Source organism: Amycolatopsis sp. NPDC004079, assembly GCF_040610415.1.
GTDB lineage: Bacteria > Actinomycetota > Actinomycetes > Mycobacteriales > Pseudonocardiaceae > Amycolatopsis > Amycolatopsis halotolerans.
Genome location: NZ_JBEXMH010000017.1, coordinates 128,197 through 145,809 on the forward strand (window position 1 = coordinate 128,197; position 17,613 = coordinate 145,809).

General features: G+C 70.3%; 21 protein-coding genes. 10 read left to right on the top strand and 11 right to left on the bottom strand.

Annotated features, from left to right (window positions below):
* Window positions 1-50 precede the first annotated feature (50 nt).
* From ABZX37_RS19800 to ABZX37_RS19835, 8 genes are all read right to left on the bottom strand, one after another.
* Window positions 51-641 (bottom strand): ATP-dependent Clp protease proteolytic subunit, encoded by a 591-nt coding sequence (locus tag ABZX37_RS19800; protein WP_344266854.1) that lies wholly within the window; start codon window positions 639-641, stop codon window positions 51-53.
* On the bottom strand, window positions 638-1,252 hold the full coding sequence (locus tag ABZX37_RS19805; protein WP_354741407.1) for an ATP-dependent Clp protease proteolytic subunit: 615 nt from the start codon (window positions 1,250-1,252) through the stop codon (window positions 638-640). Before ABZX37_RS19805 ends, ABZX37_RS19800 begins: the two co-directional genes overlap by 4 nt.
* Window positions 1,253-1,331: 79 nt before the next feature.
* Window positions 1,332-2,882, bottom strand: coding sequence for a hypothetical protein (locus ABZX37_RS19810; protein WP_354741409.1), 1,551 nt, complete (start codon window positions 2,880-2,882; stop codon window positions 1,332-1,334).
* Between the two features lie 26 nt (window positions 2,883-2,908).
* On the bottom strand, window positions 2,909-3,580 hold the full coding sequence (locus ABZX37_RS19815; protein WP_354741411.1) for a haloacid dehalogenase type II: 672 nt from the start codon (window positions 3,578-3,580) through the stop codon (window positions 2,909-2,911).
* A gap of 9 nt (window positions 3,581-3,589) precedes the next feature.
* A complete protein-coding gene (locus tag ABZX37_RS19820) occupies window positions 3,590-4,024 on the bottom strand; it encodes a helix-turn-helix domain-containing protein (RefSeq protein WP_354741413.1) in 435 nt (144 codons plus the stop codon).
* Between the two features lie 52 nt (window positions 4,025-4,076).
* Window positions 4,077-5,525, bottom strand: a complete 1,449-nt coding sequence (mptB, locus tag ABZX37_RS19825) for a polyprenol phosphomannose-dependent alpha 1,6 mannosyltransferase MptB (protein ID WP_354741415.1) — start codon at window positions 5,523-5,525, stop codon at window positions 4,077-4,079.
* Between the two features lie 152 nt (window positions 5,526-5,677).
* The gene (locus ABZX37_RS19830; RefSeq protein ID WP_354741417.1) at window positions 5,678-6,328 is read right to left on the bottom strand and encodes a superoxide dismutase family protein; all 651 of its coding nucleotides are present in this window, start codon (window positions 6,326-6,328) and stop codon (window positions 5,678-5,680) included.
* 133 nt (window positions 6,329-6,461) lie between these two features.
* On the bottom strand, window positions 6,462-7,400 hold the full coding sequence (locus tag ABZX37_RS19835) for a hypothetical protein (protein ID WP_354741419.1): 939 nt from the start codon (window positions 7,398-7,400) through the stop codon (window positions 6,462-6,464).
* 71 nt (window positions 7,401-7,471) lie between these two features.
* Between ABZX37_RS19835 and ABZX37_RS19840 the strand changes: the two genes are divergently transcribed.
* The 7 genes from ABZX37_RS19840 to ABZX37_RS19870 all read left to right on the top strand — a co-directional run bounded on the left by ABZX37_RS19840 (window position 7,472) and on the right by ABZX37_RS19870 (window position 12,074).
* Window positions 7,472-8,011, top strand: coding sequence for a hypothetical protein (locus ABZX37_RS19840; RefSeq protein ID WP_354741421.1), 540 nt, complete (start codon window positions 7,472-7,474; stop codon window positions 8,009-8,011).
* 88 nt (window positions 8,012-8,099) lie between these two features.
* Window positions 8,100-9,251 (top strand): hypothetical protein, encoded by a 1,152-nt coding sequence (locus ABZX37_RS19845; RefSeq protein ID WP_354741423.1) that lies wholly within the window; start codon window positions 8,100-8,102, stop codon window positions 9,249-9,251.
* A 25-nt stretch (window positions 9,252-9,276) separates the two neighbouring features.
* On the top strand, window positions 9,277-9,603 hold the full coding sequence (locus ABZX37_RS19850) for a hypothetical protein (protein WP_354741424.1): 327 nt from the start codon (window positions 9,277-9,279) through the stop codon (window positions 9,601-9,603).
* On the top strand, window positions 9,600-10,397 hold the full coding sequence (locus ABZX37_RS19855) for an ESX secretion-associated protein EspG (protein WP_354741426.1): 798 nt from the start codon (window positions 9,600-9,602) through the stop codon (window positions 10,395-10,397). Before ABZX37_RS19850 ends, ABZX37_RS19855 begins: the two co-directional genes overlap by 4 nt.
* A 29-nt stretch (window positions 10,398-10,426) precedes the next feature.
* On the top strand, window positions 10,427-10,834 hold the full coding sequence (locus ABZX37_RS19860; RefSeq protein WP_354741428.1) for a YbaB/EbfC family nucleoid-associated protein: 408 nt from the start codon (window positions 10,427-10,429) through the stop codon (window positions 10,832-10,834).
* The gene (locus ABZX37_RS19865) at window positions 10,831-11,139 is read left to right on the top strand and encodes a type VII secretion target (RefSeq protein WP_354741430.1); all 309 of its coding nucleotides are present in this window, start codon (window positions 10,831-10,833) and stop codon (window positions 11,137-11,139) included. Before ABZX37_RS19860 ends, ABZX37_RS19865 begins: the two co-directional genes overlap by 4 nt.
* Window positions 11,136-12,074 carry a hypothetical protein gene (locus tag ABZX37_RS19870; protein ID WP_354741432.1) on the top strand — a complete coding sequence of 313 codons (939 nt, stop codon included), beginning with the start codon at window positions 11,136-11,138 and terminating at the stop codon, window positions 12,072-12,074. Before ABZX37_RS19865 ends, ABZX37_RS19870 begins: the two co-directional genes overlap by 4 nt.
* Here ABZX37_RS19870 and ABZX37_RS19875 read toward each other — a convergent pair.
* Genes ABZX37_RS19875 through ABZX37_RS19885 form a run of 3 tightly spaced genes read right to left on the bottom strand, consistent with a single transcriptional unit; the run spans window position 12,052 to window position 15,082 of the window.
* A complete protein-coding gene (locus ABZX37_RS19875) occupies window positions 12,052-12,459 on the bottom strand; it encodes a VOC family protein (RefSeq protein ID WP_354741434.1) in 408 nt (135 codons plus the stop codon). The two genes, ABZX37_RS19870 and ABZX37_RS19875, sit on opposite strands and share 23 nt — an antisense overlap.
* Window positions 12,456-13,919: a BTAD domain-containing putative transcriptional regulator gene (locus ABZX37_RS19880; RefSeq protein WP_354741436.1), complete on the bottom strand. Its 1,464-nt coding sequence runs from the start codon at window positions 13,917-13,919 to the stop codon at window positions 12,456-12,458. Before ABZX37_RS19880 ends, ABZX37_RS19875 begins: the two co-directional genes overlap by 4 nt.
* Complete coding sequence (locus tag ABZX37_RS19885) at window positions 13,916-15,082, bottom strand: histidine kinase (RefSeq protein ID WP_354741438.1); 1,167 nt, start codon at window positions 15,080-15,082, stop codon at window positions 13,916-13,918. The genes ABZX37_RS19880 and ABZX37_RS19885 overlap by 4 nt, the downstream gene beginning before the upstream one ends.
* 60 nt (window positions 15,083-15,142) lie before the next feature.
* Here ABZX37_RS19885 and ABZX37_RS19890 point away from each other — a divergent pair, with 60 nt between their 5' ends.
* From ABZX37_RS19890 to ABZX37_RS19900, 3 genes are all read left to right on the top strand, one after another.
* Window positions 15,143-15,715 (top strand): TlpA disulfide reductase family protein, encoded by a 573-nt coding sequence (locus ABZX37_RS19890; protein WP_354741440.1) that lies wholly within the window; start codon window positions 15,143-15,145, stop codon window positions 15,713-15,715.
* Between the two features lie 49 nt (window positions 15,716-15,764).
* Window positions 15,765-16,439: a TetR/AcrR family transcriptional regulator gene (locus ABZX37_RS19895; RefSeq protein WP_354741442.1), complete on the top strand. Its 675-nt coding sequence runs from the start codon at window positions 15,765-15,767 to the stop codon at window positions 16,437-16,439.
* 237 nt (window positions 16,440-16,676) lie between these two features.
* Window positions 16,677-17,573, top strand: a complete 897-nt coding sequence (locus ABZX37_RS19900; protein ID WP_354741444.1) for a C1 family peptidase — start codon at window positions 16,677-16,679, stop codon at window positions 17,571-17,573.
* Window positions 17,574-17,613: the final 40 nt, after the last annotated feature.

The following is a 17,613-nucleotide window of genomic DNA, read 5'->3' on the forward strand; positions in this document are numbered from 1 at the left end:
CCCCTCACGCAACGCAGGCCGGAACCCCAGACCGGCCTGCGAGCCCCGCCTCACGGACGAGCGGCGATCACCTGGTCCGCCAGCCCGTACTCCACCGCGCCGGCCGCGTCGAACACCCGGTCCCGGTCGGTGTCGTGCCGCAATTCCGCCACGTCGTGGCCGGTGTGCCGGGACGTGATCTCCTCCAGCTGCGTCCGGACCCGGACCACCTCGTCCGCCTGCAGGATCAAGTCCGGGATCGTCCCGCGTCCCTGCGCGGCGGGCTGATGCAGCACCACCCGCGCGTGCGGCAGCACCGATCGCCGCCCTTCCGCACCGGCGGCCAGCAACACCGCGCCCGTCGCGACCGCCTGCCCGACGCAGGTCGTCGCCACCGGGGCCTTGATGAAGCGCATCGTGTCGTACAGCGCGAGCATCGCGGCCGGGTCGCCGCCCTCGGAGTTGATGTACAGGTTGATTTCCTGTTCCGGGTTGTCCGACTCCAGGAACAGCAGCTGCGCGATCAACGCGTTCGCGACGCCCGAGTCGATCGCCGTGCCCAGGTACACGATCCGTTCGGACAGCAGGTGCGAGTAGACGTCCATGATCCGCTCGCCGCCGGGACTGCGGGTCACGACGTTCGGAATGGTGTAGGTGCTCATGCGCGTACCCCCAGGCCCATCGCGTGCGTGCGCACCGGCACGACCTGCTCCAGGCGGTCGACGATCTGGTCGATGAAGCCGTAGTCCCGCGCCTCGGCGGCGGTGTACCACCGGTCGTGCAGGGAGTCGGCGAAAATGCGGTCGAACGGCTGGCCGGTGTCCTGCGCGGTGAGGCCCAGCACGGTGTCGCGGGTGTAGCGCAGGTCGTCGGCCTGCACCTCGACCTCCACGGCCGAGCCGCCGATCCCCGACGAACCCTGGTGCATCAGGATTCGCGCGTGCGGCAGGGCGAATCGCTTCCCGGGAGTGCCCGCGGACAGCAGGAACTGCCCGGCGCTGCAGGCCAGCCCGAGCGCGAGCGTCGAGACGTCGCACGGCACCAGCCGCATCACGTCGCGGATCGCGAGCATCGACGGGACCGAACCGCCGGGCGAGTGGATCCACAACGCGATGTCCTTGACCGGGTCTTCGCCGGCGAGGGAGAGCATCTGGGTCGCGAGGACCGTCCCGTTGTCGTCGTCGAGCACGCCGTCCAGTACGAGGACCCGCTGGCTCAGGAACCGTTCCCGGAGCCGCTGGTCGAACATCGGCGGAGTCGATTCGTTGGTCATGCCTCGACTGTGCCGTCGCGGCCCCGGCCGCCGCTGCTTTCGCTGCCGACGGCAGATCTGCTGTGAGCAGCGCGGGAAGTCAGCCGGTTTTGCGGACGAGGTTCGTGTACCCGGCCAGCGCCAGCGTCGCCAGACCCCACACCGCGACCTGCACGCCCCAGATCGCGGCCGTGAAAACCTGGCCGGAAACGCTCGCCGTGTCGAGGTCGCATCGGCTCCGCAGACCCGTCGGCGCGATCGGCAGACCACGGTCGAGCCCCAAGCCGATCAACTCGATCGGCGAGCACGCGGCACCGCTCGCGACTCGTTCCGCGGCGTAGTGCCCGGGCCGGGTTTCCGTTGTCCCAGACCACAAACCGAGCACTCCGGCCGCGACGAGCGCGAGCAACAACGCCGCCGCGGTGCGCCGCGCGCGGTAGCCGTATCCGGCCAGCGCGCCCCAGATCCAGTGGAACAGCCGCGACATCCGCCCGCCGAGAGCGTCCGGTGAACGGCGGCGCAGGTCGTCTTGCTGGGCGATCAGGATGGTGCGCGCGTTGCCGTCGTGGCCCGCGGTCCGTTCGACCGCCGCCAGCTTCTGGTAACCGGTAGCGTCGTAGTACTCGGTGTGGCAGCGAAGCAAGTGCAGCCACCGCCGCCATCCGAACGACGGATCGATTGCCGCGTAAGTGAATCCGTCCAGCCACGCCAGTTCGGAATGGGCGCAATCGGCACCGGTGCTGCCGTCGGGACAGACGAGGTCGCCCGGCATGAACACCGTCGTGGCCTTCGCGTCAGAGAGCCCGAGCAACCTCCCCTCCGGCGACGTGACGCGCGTCGTCGCGGAGAACTCGAGCTGCCCGCCGATCTGCGCGCCCTGCAACCGCACCGCGCCGATTTCGCCGTTACCGCTCAGCTCCGAGTCCCGGATCAGCATGCTGCGGCCGACCGTCAGGTTGTCCGCCTCGATGGCCGGTCCGAGGTCGTTGGAGACCTTGGTGCTTTGACACTCCAGCGGACCGCCGATGCACGCGGCATTGAGGTGGATCGCGCCGTCGGCCGACGAGCCGGTGATGCGCGTTCCCTGGTGCAGGTACAGGCCGCTGCCCAGCTCCGCCGAACTCGCCTCCAGCGCGAGCCCGCCCGGATTGGAGATCTCCGCGTCCCGGCACAGCAGGCTGCCGCCGATGCGCGCGCCGATCAGCCGGATCGCACCGTCCGAGTTGGTGCCGGTGATCCGCACACCGTCGGACAGGTGCAGGTCGCCCGCGATCCGCACCCGGGACGCGTGCAGGCCCGGCGTGCGCCCGCCGATCAGGTACAAGTGCGGCAACGTCGCCTGGCGCGCGAGCAGCGGCTGGTCGAAGACGCAGGCGAGCAGCATCAGTCCGGCGGTCGCGGTGGCGCCGTCGAGGTTCAGTTCGCCGGTGATGCGGGCGCGGGCCAGCATGATGCCACGCGGGTCGAGGTCGCCGTGCCTGCCGAGCAGCACGTCCCGCAGCACCTCCGCGCGCACGAGGTGGTCCGGGCTTTCGGTTTCGGCCAGGTCGGCGACGTCGATCTGGTCGGCGCCGAGCAGTTCGCCTTCCCGGGCCGACTCGACCAACCGGCGTTCGAAGTCGCTGAGATCGGTCACCCGGGGCGCAGTCACTCCCGAGATCATGCCTGGTCCGAGACTCAGTCGCGACCGAGCTGGTCAGCGAGGTCCGCGAGTCCGTCTGCCCGCAGGTCGAACTTGTCGGCGGGAGCGGGCGGGTCGCCGACTGGGCGCCCGACGTACGCGGTGCGGAATCCCGCTTCCTGCGCCCCGCGCAGGTCCCAGGCGTGCGCGGCGACCATCAGCAGCCGCTCCGGCGCGCGTCCGGCGACGTCGATGGCGAGCCGGTAGACGTCCGGAGCGGGCTTGTAGGTGCGGGCGTCCTCGGCGGACAGCACGGTGTGCCAGCGCAATCCGGCGTTCGCACACAGGTCGAGCAGCACGGTGCGGCTGGCGTTGGAAAGCCCGACCAGTGGGAATCGTTCGGCAAGGCGGGCGAGCCCGGCCACCGTGTCCGGCCACGGCGGGAGCTGGCGAGCCGCGAGCGCCAGTTCGGCCGCGTCCCCGGTGCCGACTGCGTCCGCGACGGCCTGCGCGGCTTCCCGGTCGATGACGTCGCTCGCGGCGTACGGCCGTTCTCCGGCGACGATCCGGCCCTGCTCCCGCTCAACATGCTTCTGCCACACCGAAAGCAGCTGTTCGACCTCGGCGTCAGCGAGCGACGGCGCGAATTTCCGGATCCCCGCCCGGATTCCGGCCGGTTCGTCGACGAGTGTGCCGAGCACGTCGAACACGAGCACATCGATGTCCATGATCGCAACCTATCCGGACGTCCCGCCCAGAGCAACCAGCGCCGTTCGCAGCCAGCGTCCGTATTCCGCCGCGACCCAGTCATGGACGCGACGCAGGTGCACCATCGTGTCCGCGCACAGCAAGGCGTCCGTGGTGCTCGCGAGTTGTTCAATGTCCATAGTGGACGCAAAAAGGCCATCACGCCTCGCGCGGGACCAGAATTCCCGGCACAGTCGCGCCGTTCCGCGTCGCCCCGACTGTGCCGCCTCGGCGATCTCCGGCTCCGCGTCGCCGACGAGCGCTTCATCGATGCCCCGCCGGAACGACGCCGCCTTGGTGCCGAAGCGGACGTACACGGTCCTCGGCGCTACCCCGGCCTGGCGCGCGACCTGCGTCAGCGCAGTGGCCGCGTAGCCGTGTTCCAGAAACAGCTCCCGCGCCGTTACGCCGACCGGCGTCACCATGACGCATCCCCGCGGCGGACCGGACCGGCGAACAGGTCTGGCTGGCCAAGCACTAGTCCACTGTGGACAGCTTCCGCAGCCCGAAGAACGCCGCGACCACCACCGCGAGCCCGATCACGTACGCGAGCACCAGCAACCCGACGCGTCCGCTGAAATTGCCGCCCACCGGCGGAAGCACGAGAGAGAACACCGCGACGAGCGTGATCACGACGGAGCGCACGCGCCCGGCAGGCAACGAAGCGGCGAGCGGAATCGCCGCCCACAGCAGGTACCACGGCTGCACGGCCGGCCCGAAAATCACGACCACGCCCAGCATCAGCCCGAGCGAGCGGACCGCGTCGATCCGGCCGGTCCACTGACGCCGCAGCACCACGACGATCCCGGCCGCGGTGAGCACGTACCCGATGATTTTGCCGACGCCGATCATCGTCTGCGTGATGTGCGCGCCGAACAGCGAGCCGACGCCGCCGACGAGGAAGCCGAACCAGTTCGTGGGCGCCATCCAGCTGTTGACCGCTCCCGAGGTCGTCAGCGCCGACACCCAACTGAAGCCGATCCCGGTCGCCAGCGAAACCGCCGCGGACACCGCCACGAAGACGACCACCATCCCCGCACCGGCGAGCAGGAACTCGCCGATCCGGCCGCGGCGCCGGGCGAGCGCCGTCCCGACCACGGCCAACGCGACCAGCGCGGGCACCTTCACCTCGGCGCCGAGCGCGATGAGCAGCACGCCGCCGGCGAGCGGCCACCAGCGGATCCGGTCGCCCACCGCTTCCAGCGCGACCGCCACGCCCGCGACCATCAGACCGATCATGAGGGCGTCGTTGTGCATCCCGGCGACCACGTGCCACAGAACCAGCGGGTTCAGCACGCCCAGCCACAACGCGACCCGCGGCGACGCGCCCGCCGCAGCCGCCAGCCGCGGCACTGCCCACGCGATCAGCACGAGCCCGGCCACCTCGACGAGCCGGTGCAGCGCGACGCCGACGATCGGATTCCCGCCGGACACCTGCGCGATGACCCGCTCCACCGCACCGAACAACGGACCGTACGGCGACGGCGTCTCGCGCCAGTAAACGCTGACCCGGCCGACGATGTCCGACGCCGATCCCAGCGCCTGCTGCGGACCGACGACGTTGAGGTCGAAGCCGTGCGCGGCCACCGCGCCCTGCGCGAGATAGCTGAAGACGTCGCCGCTGAACAGCGGCGGCACGACGAGCAACGGCCCGCACCACAACGCGAGCGTCCGCTTCAGCCAACCGGCGTCGGGGGTGTCCGAGGCGAGCACGCGCCCGCCGAGCAGCGCCCACGCGAGCACGACCAGGCCGACCCCGGCGATGCCGCCCGCGAACGGCAGCACCCCGGACATCCCGGCGGCCCCGGCGTACACCGCGGCGGCCAGCAGCAGCACCCCGCCGAAGCCGGTCCAGCGCAGGCTCGCCGCGGACGCGAAACCGAAGAACCGCACGGGCCGCGAGAGCGTGACCGGCTGACTACTCATCGAAGACCTGCGCACGACATGCGGCGATCGTAGTAGCCGCCGCCCCCGCGCCTCCGGCTACCGGTCCGTGAAGGACTCCTTGAGGGAATCAGATTCCCCCAAGGAGTCCTTCACGGACCACGCTCAGCCTGAGTCCACAAAGGACTTGGGGGTCAGTTCTGGTCGCGGTTGATGACGCCGCAGGCGTACCGGGAGCCCGCGTCGCCGGTCGCCTTGGTTTTCTCGTCCGGAACCGGTGCGCTCGGGTCGCCCCGGACGGCGTAGCGGTCGGCGGGGATGTTCGCGAAATTGTCGGACTTCGAGTGCACGATGATCGAGGTCCCGTCAGGACCGAACAGCTGGTCCAAGGTGAAGGTGTCGAGCACGAACTTCGTGTACCCGCGGCCGTTCGACCGCACGAGCACCGAAGGAAGCTGGCCGATGGGCAGTCCGGTGTGGTGGTCCATCGGCATCAGGTGGCCGCCCGCCGCGGTGAACGGGTTTTTCGGGTCGCCGACGGTGCAGTTTCCCTTTTCGTGGACGTGCATGCCGTGGAAACCGGGCGCGAAATGACCGGTGAGGTACACCTCGACCCAGACGGCCTTCGCCCGGCTGTCGGCGGTGAACCACGCGGAGCCGACCTCGTTGCCCTTGGCGTCCTTCAGCGTGGCGGAGGCGGAGTCGCCGTCGCGGTAAGCCGCACCGGCCGGCTGCCGGGCGGTGTCCGGCGACTGCTGGCCGAGCTGGCTGCTTGCCGCCGGCGCCACGCCCACGACCAGTGCGCAGGCACCCAACGCGCCTGCCACCAACTTAGTTCTGCGCACGGTATCTCCCTGAGGGCACTGGTGATCTATGACCGATACAGAATCGGGCCTCGCCTTCTCCGTGACCAGGGGCCAGATGGAACTAAAAGAATCCGGCACGCGGCGGAACGTCCATCTTGCGCGGAACTCTCGTTCACGAAGAATGTTCGGCGATCAGCCGCTTCACCGTCTCGTACACCGGTTTCGGGGAATAATCGTCCCGCAGCAATCCGAACCGATTCTCCCGAGGGCCGCTCGACAACCCGTCCCGCAGCCCGAAAATCTCGTAGGTGTCCACGCCCGCCTCAGCTGCCAGTCCGAACACCGTGCGCGCGACGGATTCCATCACCTGGACCTGTTTTTCCTCCGAATTCTCCGGACCCGTCGGCCAACCGGTCTCGGTGATGTGCATCGGCACCGTCGCCGGGACCCCGATCTCCGACGCGGATTCGCGAAACGACCGCACGACATGGGCCACCGCTCCGGCCAATGCGTCGGCGGGCACTGGCCGGAAGACATCCGGAAAGAAGTCCAAGCCGAGGAAATCAATGCGATTCAGCACTTCTGGGTCTACCGCCGAGCGCACTGCTTCCCAGAACGGATCGCCGGGCAGCGCGACCGCGGCGTTGAACCCGATCAGCACGTCGGCCCCGAGCCGCGCCCGCTCGTCCACCGCCGCCGCGAGCCCGGCGCCGAGCGCCTCGTAACAGCCAGGACTGCCGCCGTCCAGCGGCGCGGCCACGTTGACCTCCTCGCAGACCTGCAATTTCCCGCCGCCCGACTCGGCAACCTCGCGAACCGCCGCGCGCACCGCGTCGGCGAACCCGTCCGGATCGACCTCCGGACTGCCGTAGCCGAGCACGTAGTCCACCACTCGCCCGTCGCCGAGGTACGACGCCGCGTCCGGCGGCGTCGGCTCGTGCGGGCCCCGGTAGTGGCGATAGCACCGCACGTAGAACCGTTCCGTGCCTTTCGCCAGGTCCCGCAACGCTTCCGCCGTCCGTTCGACGTCCTCCGGCGGCGCGTCGATGAACGTTTCCAGCCGCACCAGATCGGTGCTGACGACGCCGGGCCACACGCCAAAGGTGATCATGACCATCCCTCTCCATAGTCGTATACGAACAACCGTACTCGTATACGACTAGCGTGCGCTACCCTGGTCCGGTGCCGACGAACGCTCTCGACAACCCGCTAGTGCTGCCGATGCTCGGCCTGCTCGTGGAAACCCCGCGCCACCAGTACGCGCTCCTGCGCGAACTCCGCACGCGTTACCCGTTCCTGAACCCGAAGACGTCGACCGTCTACACGCTGGTCGGCACGCTGACCCGGCACGGACTCGTCGCGCCGGACGGCGACGGCGACCCGCGGCCGGTGCGGCTGACCGAAGACGGTCTCGCCGATTTCCGCGAGCGGATCGAACGGCAACTCCGCGACGCCGACCCGAACCTCGATTCCCGGTTCCTGATCGCGCTGGCCTATCTCGGCGCGCTTCCGCCGGCGCACGCGGTCACCCTGCTGCGAGACCGGGCCGAACGGGTCCGAGAACAGCACCGCGAGCTTTCCGCGACGCTCGATAATGCCGATTTGCCGGAAATGCAGATGATCGAGGTGCATTTCCTGGTTTCCCGGCTCCGCCACGACGCCGCGTGGCTCGCCCGCACCGCGGACCGGATCGAGAGCGGAGACCTCGTCCCGCCCCGGTGAGCACAGCTTTCATCGTGATTTCATCGCCGCCCCTTACCGTGCGCGAGTGCCCGGCGGAAGCCTGCCGGGCAAAGGCGAAGGCGGGGGTATGACCGGAGAATCCGGATCGGTGGTCGACGCCGCGTCGGCCGGGGTGGAGAACCTGGCGGGCTCGGCGCTCGCGGGACTCGACAAGGCGGGGCCGGTCGGCGACCTGGCCCGGCCGGTGGTGTCGGCGCTGCGCAACGTGTGGGAGGGCTACTTCGGGGCCCCGGTCCCGCCGGGCAGCACCAACTGGAACGCTTACACGCACCAGCAGCTGTACCAGATGCTGTGGGAGAAGGCCGACGTCGGCGACGTCAGCACGGTCGCCGCGGAATGGCAGCGGCACGGTTCGGAAATGCGCACGCACGCCGATTCGCTCAAATCGCAGCGGGGGACGCTGCACGAGAACTGGAGCGGACAGGCCGCCGAACGCGCGTCCGGGCGGCTGGGTTCGCTCGGCGACCGCGCGTCCGGGATCGGCGACCGCGCCGGGACCGTCGGCGGCGCGGCCCAGAACGCGGGCGATTCGCTCGCCGTCGCGCGCAACACCATGCCGAAGCCGCCAGGCGACCCGACTGGGGGCGCAGTCGCCGCCGCGGCGGCCGGAGCGGGTGCGGGCGCGGTCATCGGCGGGATCCTCGGAGCCGGGGCGGGCGGCATCGGCGCCGGTCCGGGCGCGTTGATGGGCGCGGCGATCGGTGCGGTCGCGGGCGGCGGGGCGAGCCTGTTCGCCTCGAATGTCGCCGCGGCGGAGCAGAAAGCCGAAGCGGTGCACGTGATGCAGCGCTACGAAGCCAGCCTGCACAAGAGTTCGCACGCGATCAATCCGCCGCCCGCCGGGTCCACGACCGCGGATTCCTACGGCGCGGACGACTCGACCAGCGCGTCGAGCTACGCCGGTCCGCTCGGCGGAGCCGGATCGGGCGCGGGCAGCGGCATGCCGTGGGGAGCGCTGACCACCGCGGCCCCGGTCGAATCGGGCCTGTCGGCCGGAATTCGCTCCGCGCTCGGCATGGAGGGCGCGATGCTCGCCCGCAACGCCGCGATGGCGGAGATGGCCGCCGCTCGCGCGGCCAGCGGCAACGGCATGATGCCCGGCCGCGGCGCGGGCGCCTCGCAGGAGGAGGAAGAGGAGCACAAGAACAAGATGCCGGTGCTCGACCAGCCGCTCCTGCACCCCGAGGACAAGACCATCAGCCCGGTGATCGGGCTGTGATCGGCAAGAAAGACAGGAGCACCCGATGACCGGCCACGAGGTCGCCCCGAACGCGCTGGACCGCCAGGTCGCCGCGCTGGGCAGACTCGGCGAGCAGACCGGGGAACTCGTCGGTTCGGCGGGACGGCTCGCCGACCGGCTCCCGCAGCTGGGCACCGCGCCGCCCGCGCTGCACCTGGCCCAGCGGCTGCGCGAGGCCGCCGGGCACGCCGGGCTGACCGGCGAGCTGGGCGCGGCGGACACCGAACTGACCGGGTTCCACGAGGCGCTGCAGGCAGGCATCCGGCGCTATCAGGAGAACGAATCCGGCGTGCAGCAAGCGTTCCAGCGGCTCGAACGGCAAGCCGAATGACCGCCGCACTGCCCCGGGTCGGCGACGAGACCGTCCACATCGGACTCGTCGAGGCCGACCTGCTGGCCGCGCACGCCGGGGCGAGCTGGCCGTTTCCGTTGCAGGTACCGTCTTACGGGCGGATCGACGGCGAGCGCGAGATCCTGTTCGCCACTGCCGGGCAGGCGCTGCAGGCACGCGGGCTCGCGGACGACTCCGGGCCGGACGGCCTCGCCGCGGAAGCCGTGACCGCACTGCGCGAATGTCGCGGCATCGTTGATTTGGTGGTGGCGGACGCCGAGGGGGCGACCGCCGTCACCGCACTCGTCTACCGGTCCTCGGCGCTGATCTGCCGTCAGCGGCTCGAGGCCGACACGCTGTCGGTGCGCCGGGTGGACGAAACGGCGCTGGTGGACGCCGTGCTCGCGGAAATCCCGAAGGTGGAGGCAGCCCGCACGATGCCGGTCACGCTGCCCGCGCACGCGGTGAAGGAGGCGATGGCGCTCACCGACGACGAGGACGACACCTCCCGCGCCCACCGCTTGCGCGACCTCGTCCGCGACAGCGGCGGCGACCCGGCGGCGCTGGACAGCCTCGTCGGCCTGGTCGTCCCGCTGACCGGCCGCGGCCAGCTCGGCGCGACCCGCGACGGGCGCACCCGGGAGGGCCGCGAACTGTCCTGGATGGACGGTCCGCGCGGCCGCGTCCGGATCAACCCCGCGCGCGACGGCTGGCTCAGCGTGAACTCGCTGCGTCAGGCCGACCTGCGCTTCGCCCTCGGCGAGCTGGCCACCGCCGCGCGGCGGCCGCGATGACCGCACCGAAACCGACCGGAGGACCTTCCGTGCCGATCCAAGACTCGGCGGCCTGGCTCGCCGACTACCAGAAAAACCTGTCCCGGATGCAGGCCAACGCCGAGGCCGCGAGCGCGAACCTCAGCCGCGTCGGCGGCCGGGCCGCTTCTCCGCGCGGCGAGGTCGAGGTCGAGGTGGGCCCGAGCGGCGCGCTGACCGACCTGCGGCTGAGCCCCGCCGCCCGCGCGCTGGAAGCCGACGCGCTCGCCCGGCTCATCCTCGCGACCGTCCACGACGCGCACCGCCAAGCCGGCGCCCAGGTCGTGGACATCATGACCGACTACGTCGGCGCCGGCCCCGCACTCCAGCTGGTCCGCGACAACCTGCCGGTCGAGGCCGCCCCCGCCGCCCCGCGCCAGGAAGACGACTACTTCGCGAACCCGGGGATCATCTCGTGACCGCCGGTTTCGAGGTCGACCCCGCGCAGTTGCGCCGGCACGCGGCCACCGTCGGCGACCTGGCCGACCGGCTCGGCAATGTCGCCCGCAGCGCCCCGTCCGGACTCGGCGACCAGGCGCTCGGCGTCTTCGTGCAGTTCCTCACCGCGGGCCTGCAGTCGGCGGTCGGCAAGACCAACGACGCCGTCTCGCACGCATCGTCCACTGTGGACAAAGTGAGCGGGAACCTGACTCAGGCGGCGGAAAGCTACGAACGCCGCGACCAGGGCAACGCGGCCGCGCTGCCGGGGAAGGACCTCCCGTGACCGACTCCAGCCAGCTGCTGACCGACCTGAAAACCACCACGCAGGCGGTCGAAAACCACGACTGGGTGTCCGCCGGACTCGGCGGCGCCACGACCGCGCTCGACCTGCTCGGCGCGTCGCAGGACCCGCTCGCCGCGCTGACGTCGGCCGGGTTCGGCATGATCACCGAACTGGTGCGGTTCCTGGAGGAGCCGCTGAAACAGTTGCAGGGAAACCCGGATTCGGTGTCGTCGCACTCGCAGGGCATGGAAGGCGGCGGCCAGCAGGTGTCGTCCGTCGCGGACGATTACCGGCAGTCCGCAGGCCCGGAAACGTCAGGGTGGAGCGGTTCTTCGGCTTCCAGCTACCGCGACAACAGCTCGCAGCACGCGGACTGCGTCGAGGCGGTCGGCCAGGCGGGCATCGCGATGGCCAAGGCGGCTACCGGCGCGGGGAAGGTCGTCGCGAAGGCGCAGCAGGAGGTCGGCGGGCTTATTTCGGAGGCCGTCGGACAGATTATCCAGCTGATGACGCAGGCTTTCGCCGCCGCTCAGGCGACGTTCGGCGCGAGCATCGCGGCGGCGATCCCGCAGGCGGTGGCGATCGCTACCCAGTACGGCGGGCAGATCGCGCAGAAGCTCGGGGTTCTGCTGTCGGATTCGGACAATTTGCTGCAGCTGATCACCTCGGTGACCCAGGGGCTGGAGGCGGCTACACAGCTGATGACGAAGCTGAGCGAGGCTTCGAAGAGCGGTTCCGGGGAGAGTTCCAGCTCTTCGGATTCTTCGCAGACTTCGTCGAGTTATCCGTCGTCTTCGCAGTACTCCAGTTCGTCAGACTCGCAGTACTCGGATTCCTCGGACTCGGACTCGGACTCTGCTCTGGACTCGGCGGATTCGCAGTACCCGGGCCAGAACCGCCCGCGCACTCCGGTCAGCACTGCCCAGCAGAGCTGACGAGTTCGACCTCGAAGCCGTCGTCGTTCTGCAAGTACGCGGCATAGTGCTCCGCGCCGCCCGCATGGGGATGTTTCTCCGGAAACATCAGCTGCCACCCGTGCCGGGCGCCGTCGGCGGCCAGCCGCTCGACCGTCGCGGCGTCCTCGACGTGAAAAGCGAGGTGGTTCAGCCCCGGACGGCAGCGGTCGTGCCTGTCCGCAGTCAGCGCCGGGGATTGCTCGACCACGAGATACGTCGGGCCAAGCCGCCAGCTGCGGCCGGCCGCCCAGTCCTGGAACTGTCGATATCCGAGCTCCTCCAGCAGCCAGCCCAGCGACGCCACCGCGCGGCCGAGGTCCGGCACCCACAACTCGACATGGTGCAGGGTCCCGTGTTCACTCACGAGGGACCCCGATCCGAGCTGAGCACCGTCCGCAGCTCCCGGTCCAGCTCCGCCCCCGGTTCGACATCCAAATCCGTCCGCAGCCGCTCCCGCATCCGCCGATGCACCGCCAGCGCGTCCGCCCGGCGGCCACCGCCGTGGAGCGCCCGCATCAGCAGCACCGCCAACGGCTCCCGATGCGGATGCACCGCCAGCAGCGCCGACAGCTCGTGCACCACCTCGTCAGTCCGCCCCAGCTTCAACTGCAGCAACGCTTTCTCCTGCACCAACGTCAACCGCCGCTCAGTCAGCCGCAGGCGCTCCCCCTCGACGAACGGGCCCGGCAACCCGGCCAACGGCTCGCCGTGGAACAGGGCCAGCGCACCGGCGTAAGCATCGACAGCGGCCGACGGATCGCCGCCGTGGGTGGCGGTCGTGGCTTCCGAGATCCGGTCGGTCAGCTCGGTGACGTCCAGCCGCACTCGCTCTCGAGCGAAGCGGTATCCGCCGCGATCGCTGCCGATGACTGAGTCTTCCGTCCTCTCGCCGACCGCACGCAAGCATTTCCGCAGTCGATGCACGTACACCGGCACCACCCGGCCACCGGTGCCCGGCGGTTCCAGCCCCCACACGCCGTCGAGCAGTTCCCCGGGGCTGACCGTCTCGCCGGGTCGCAGGACCAGCGCCGCCAGCAGCGCCTGCTGCCGCACCGGGCCCAGGTCCAGCAGGTTCGGTCCCCGCCAGGCTTGCAACGGCCCGAGGACGCTGAACCGCAGCGAGTCCGGACCGGCCGGAGCCGGGGCCGCGCCGGGGGTGACCAGGCCGTGGTCGAAGGCGTAGACGATGCCCGCCGCCCGGTCGCGGAGGCGGAGTTTCGCGCACACCCGCTCGAAATGCGCCTCGACCGTACTCGCGGAAATCCCCAGCGTTCCGGCGATTTCCGCGTCCGTCAGCCCCCGGGCCACCGCAGTCAGCACATCCAGTTCACGCGGCGTCAACAACCCGGACGGGACCGCCGGGCGCTCGGCAGCCGCCTGGCGATAGGTCGTGAGCACGCGTCCGGTGACCGCCGGATCCAGCCACGCCTCGCCCATCGCGACGGCTCGCACCGCGCGGATCAGGTCCTCCGCCGAAGAATCCTTCAAGACGTACCCGACGGCACCCGCGCGCAGCACTCCGGCGAGCAGCTCGTCGTCGTCGAACGTGGTCAGCGCGAGCACCGGCGGGCGCGGGCCGGACGCGCGCAGCCGCCGCGTCGCCTCGATGCCGTCGACGCGCTTCATCCGCAGGTCCATCACCACTGCGTCGACCCGGTCGACCCCGCCGGCCGCTTCGAGCGCGGCCGGGACCTCGTCGCCGTCCGCGCACTCCCCCACCACCGCGAACCCGTCGCGGCGGCGCAGGATCAACCGCAGGCCCGACCGCACCAATTCCTGGTCGTCAACCAGCAAGACCCGTATTTCCTCCGACGCCGCGGTCACGACACGACCTCGCGCGCCAGCGGCACCGTCACGTCGACTACCCACTCGCCGTCCTCGGGCCCGGCAGCCAACCGCGCGCCGAGCTGGCCCGCGCGCGCCGTCATGCCCGCCAACCCCGAACCGCCCGCATTGCGCGCGGCGCCGTTGTGTCCATTGCGGACGGTCAACCGGGCATCCTCAGCGCCGATCTCCAGCCGTACCAACGCCTTCTCCGCCGGGGCATGTTTGACCACGTTCGCCAGCGACTCCTGGACGATCCGGTAGAGCCCCAGCCCCACCGTGTTGTCGACCGCGGTCACGTCGCCCTCCAGTTCGTAGTCCGCGACCAGCCCGGCCGCGCACGTTTCGGCCACCAGCTCCGCGATGTCGCCCGCACCGGGCAACGGCCGCGTCCCCGCCGACTCCTGCGAGAGCAATCCAACCGTGCGGCGGATATCGGCCATCGCCGCCCGTCCGATCCGCTCCGCCTCGGTGAGCGCCGCGACGGCCTCGTCGATGTCGCGGTCCGTGCGCAGCCCGTGCCGCGCGCCCGTGACGTGCAGCAACGTGATGCTCAGCGAATGCGCGACGACGTCGTGCACCTCGCGCGCGATCCGCTGCCGCTCGCCGAGCCGCGCCTGTTCGCGCACGGCCTCCTGCTTGCCGCGCTCGGCGTCCAGCGCGCGCACGTACCAGCGCAGCATGAACCCGGCGGCCATCCCGACCACCACCGCGAGCGTGTACACGGGGAACCCGACGAGCCCGACCGTCAACGCGGCGGCCCCGAGCAGCGCGACCGCCCCGCCGGTCGCCGCGAACGCGACCCGCGCCGTCGCGATCGACCCCAGTTCGCCGGTGAGCACGGCCAACGGCATCGGCGCGAAGTCCGGCACCACCGGATACGCCAGCAGCAGCCCGATCCCGGCGAGCATCCCGAGCGCCTTCAGCCACGACGGCGCGAGCCGCCCGGTGAACGCGAACAGCAGCGACGACGACGTGGCCAGCAGAAACCCGGCGAGCGCGACCGGCAGCGCGGGCCCGACCCGCTGCCCCACCGCCACGACCAGCCCGATCACCGTGAAGGCGGTCGTCCCCATCGGCACCCACCAGGGCAGCGTGAGCCCCGACTGGGCCAAGCCGTCCGCCAGCCGGCCCCGGAGCCGGTCCCTCGCTGTCTCCCACACGGGGTCCAGCCTAGAAAACCGCGTCGGAAGCCGCCGAGCGTATCGGCGATACGATGCCGCGTGCGCTTCGCTCGCCTCTTCCTCCTGCTGACACTGCTGCCCCTCACCGCGTGCGCGACCGGGAAGGACGCGGTCAGCCAGTCGGACACCTTCGAATTCGTCTCGCCGGGTGGGCAGACGACCATCCACTATCCCGTGCCGCAGCGCAAAAAGGTGGCCGAACTCAAGGGCCCGAGCCTGCGCGAGCCCGGCAAGGACATCTCGCTGGCCGAGTACTCCGGCAAAGTCGTCCTGCTGAACCTCTGGGGCGCCTGGTGCGGGCCGTGCCGGGCCGAATCGCGCACCTTGCAGACCATCGCGGACGCCGGGCGGGGTCGCGGGATCCAGGTGCTCGGCCTCAACGTCCGCGACAACCAGAAGTACGCCGCCGACTTCGTCAAGGACCTCGGGCTCGGCTACGAGTCGATCTTCGACCCCTCCGGCCGGGTCGCCCTGCGACTGCGCGGCCTGCCGCTGGCCGCGGTGCCGATCTCGCTGATCGTGGACAAACAGCAACGAGTCGCGGCCGTCTATCTCGGCGCTGTCCTGCGGACCGACGTCCAGCCCACCCTCGACAGCGTGCTCGCCGAGTAGACCGGCCAAGGTCCAGACCGTTCAAGCGGCGTGCGCCTACCATGGGCGGATGACCGCGAGTGGCTACAACCGCCGGGAACGTCCCGCCAAGCCCGCGCTGAGCCGCGAGGGCATCATCGCGGCCGCTCTCGACGTCGTGCGCCGCGAAGGGGCCGAGCGCGTCACCATGCGGCGGCTCGCGAAGGAACTGGACACCGGACCGGCCTCGCTCTACGTCTACGTCCGCGACACCGACGAACTCCACGCCGCCGTGCTCGACGAACTCCTCGGCGAAGTCACCGCCACGACCGCCGGCTCCGACTGGCGGAGTCGCTTGTGGACAGTCGTGTCCACCTACCGCGACGTCCTCTACGCCCACCCCGGGCTCGCCCGCGTCGCGCTCGTGAGCCCGTTGAACGGGCCGAACTACCTCGCCATCGTCGACACCGTGCTCGGCCTCCTCGCCGAAGCCGGGGTGCCGTCCGGCCCCGCCGCGTGGACGGTCGACCTGCTGCTGCTCGTCGCCACCGCCAGCGCGGTCGAGCACAGCACCCGCAAGGACCGCCCGGACTCGCAGCAGCGGCACGACGCGCTCGCCGAAACCGTCCGCGGCCTCTCGCCCGAAACGCATCCGCACATCGTCGCGGCGAGCGAGAACCTGTTCTCCGGCAACGCGGACACGCGTTCCCGATGGGCGATCGACGCCCTCCTCAACGGCGCGCGCACGACCCCGCTTCCCGATTAAATGGTTCAGACCATAATCGAACGGTTTCCCCAAGAGTCCATAATGGACCAGTACGCCGGAATAGCGACGTTAACGGGCGCAATGTCCGCTTGATCGATCCTCTCTATTTCCGCAGTTGATGCGGTCCCTCCTTTCGTAGGTTCCCGGAAAATTTCCGCCGATCTACCTTTGCAGTGGTCGGATCCACCTCCCCACCCTTTCCGCTTTCTTTTTCTGCATGTCCAAAGGAGTACCAGGATGCAGATCAGAAAAACGTCCGCACTCGTTTCCCTGCTCGCCGCGGCCGGTCTGGCCGCGGCGATGGGCGCGGCCCCTGCCACCGCGGCCGCCGCCCAGCACCACCCGCAGCACCTCAAGCACGGCCTCGGGCTGAACGTCGCCGGGCTGAAGGCCGCGCAGGCCAGGATGCACGCCCACGCGAACTCCGCGCTCCCCGTGCACCCGCGCGCCACCGCCGAACTGCCCTCCAGCGGCGACCTCACCCAGTACGCCAACGCCCCCGGCGACCAGGGCCAGGTCGGCGCGTGCGTCACCTGGGCCACCGGCTACACCGGCTACGGCGTCCTGATGAACGAGCAGGGCATCACCGGCGGTCCGATGGCCCCGATGTTCATTTACTCCCAGATCGCCCAAGGAAACGACCAGGGCACCTGGGCGAGCGTCGCGCTGCCGATGGAACAGCAGCAGGGCATCGACACCAAATCCGACTACTGGCAGGGCGATTTCGACTACACCACTCAGCCCGACCAGAACGAAAAGTCGAATGCGGCGCACTACAAGCTGTCCGGCTACACGCAATTGTCGACGAGCGGCGACGCGGCGCGGTCCGACATCGAGAACGCCATTTCCCAGGGCGAGCCGGTCGCGATCGGGTTCAATGTGCACCAGAGCTTCATGAACCTGGACTCCTCGACCGCGAGCGACTACTCGTATCTGCCCGGCGACTCGGGCAGCGACCCGGTCGTCGGCGGGCACGAGGTGACCATCGTGGCCTACAACGACCAGGGCGTGAAGATCGAGAACAGCTGGGGATCCGGCTGGGGCGCAAGCGGTTTCGTGACCGTGCCGTGGTCGTTCTTCAGCACCGGCGACGTCGACGAGGTCAACGCGATGGGCAAGCTCGTCCAGAGCTGACCCCTCGGCGGTAAGCACGGCGAAGAAAAAGGGCTCCTTG

What these genes read in the sequence shown, in the direction of transcription:
- ABZX37_RS19800 (WP_344266854.1), bottom strand. Translation starts at nt 641, where the DNA reads ATGAGCACCTACACCATTCCGAACGTCGTGACCCGCAGTCCCGGCGGC.
- ABZX37_RS19805 (WP_354741407.1), bottom strand. Translation starts at nt 1,252, where the DNA reads ATGACCAACGAATCGACTCCGCCGATGTTCGACCAGCGGCTCCGGGAA.
- ABZX37_RS19815 (WP_354741411.1), bottom strand. Translation starts at nt 3,580, where the DNA reads ATGGACATCGATGTGCTCGTGTTCGACGTGCTCGGCACACTCGTCGAC.
- ABZX37_RS19820 (WP_354741413.1), bottom strand. Translation starts at nt 4,024, where the DNA reads ATGGTGACGCCGGTCGGCGTAACGGCGCGGGAGCTGTTTCTGGAACAC.
- mptB (WP_354741415.1), bottom strand. Translation starts at nt 5,525, where the DNA reads ATGAGTAGTCAGCCGGTCACGCTCTCGCGGCCCGTGCGGTTCTTCGGT.
- ABZX37_RS19835 (WP_354741419.1), bottom strand. Translation starts at nt 7,400, where the DNA reads ATGATCACCTTTGGCGTGTGGCCCGGCGTCGTCAGCACCGATCTGGTG.
- ABZX37_RS19845 (WP_354741423.1), top strand. Translation starts at nt 8,100, where the DNA reads ATGACCGGAGAATCCGGATCGGTGGTCGACGCCGCGTCGGCCGGGGTG.
- ABZX37_RS19850 (WP_354741424.1), top strand. Translation starts at nt 9,277, where the DNA reads ATGACCGGCCACGAGGTCGCCCCGAACGCGCTGGACCGCCAGGTCGCC.
- ABZX37_RS19855 (WP_354741426.1), top strand. Translation starts at nt 9,600, where the DNA reads ATGACCGCCGCACTGCCCCGGGTCGGCGACGAGACCGTCCACATCGGA.
- ABZX37_RS19895 (WP_354741442.1), top strand. Translation starts at nt 15,765, where the DNA reads ATGACCGCGAGTGGCTACAACCGCCGGGAACGTCCCGCCAAGCCCGCG.
- ABZX37_RS19900 (WP_354741444.1), top strand. Translation starts at nt 16,677, where the DNA reads ATGCAGATCAGAAAAACGTCCGCACTCGTTTCCCTGCTCGCCGCGGCC.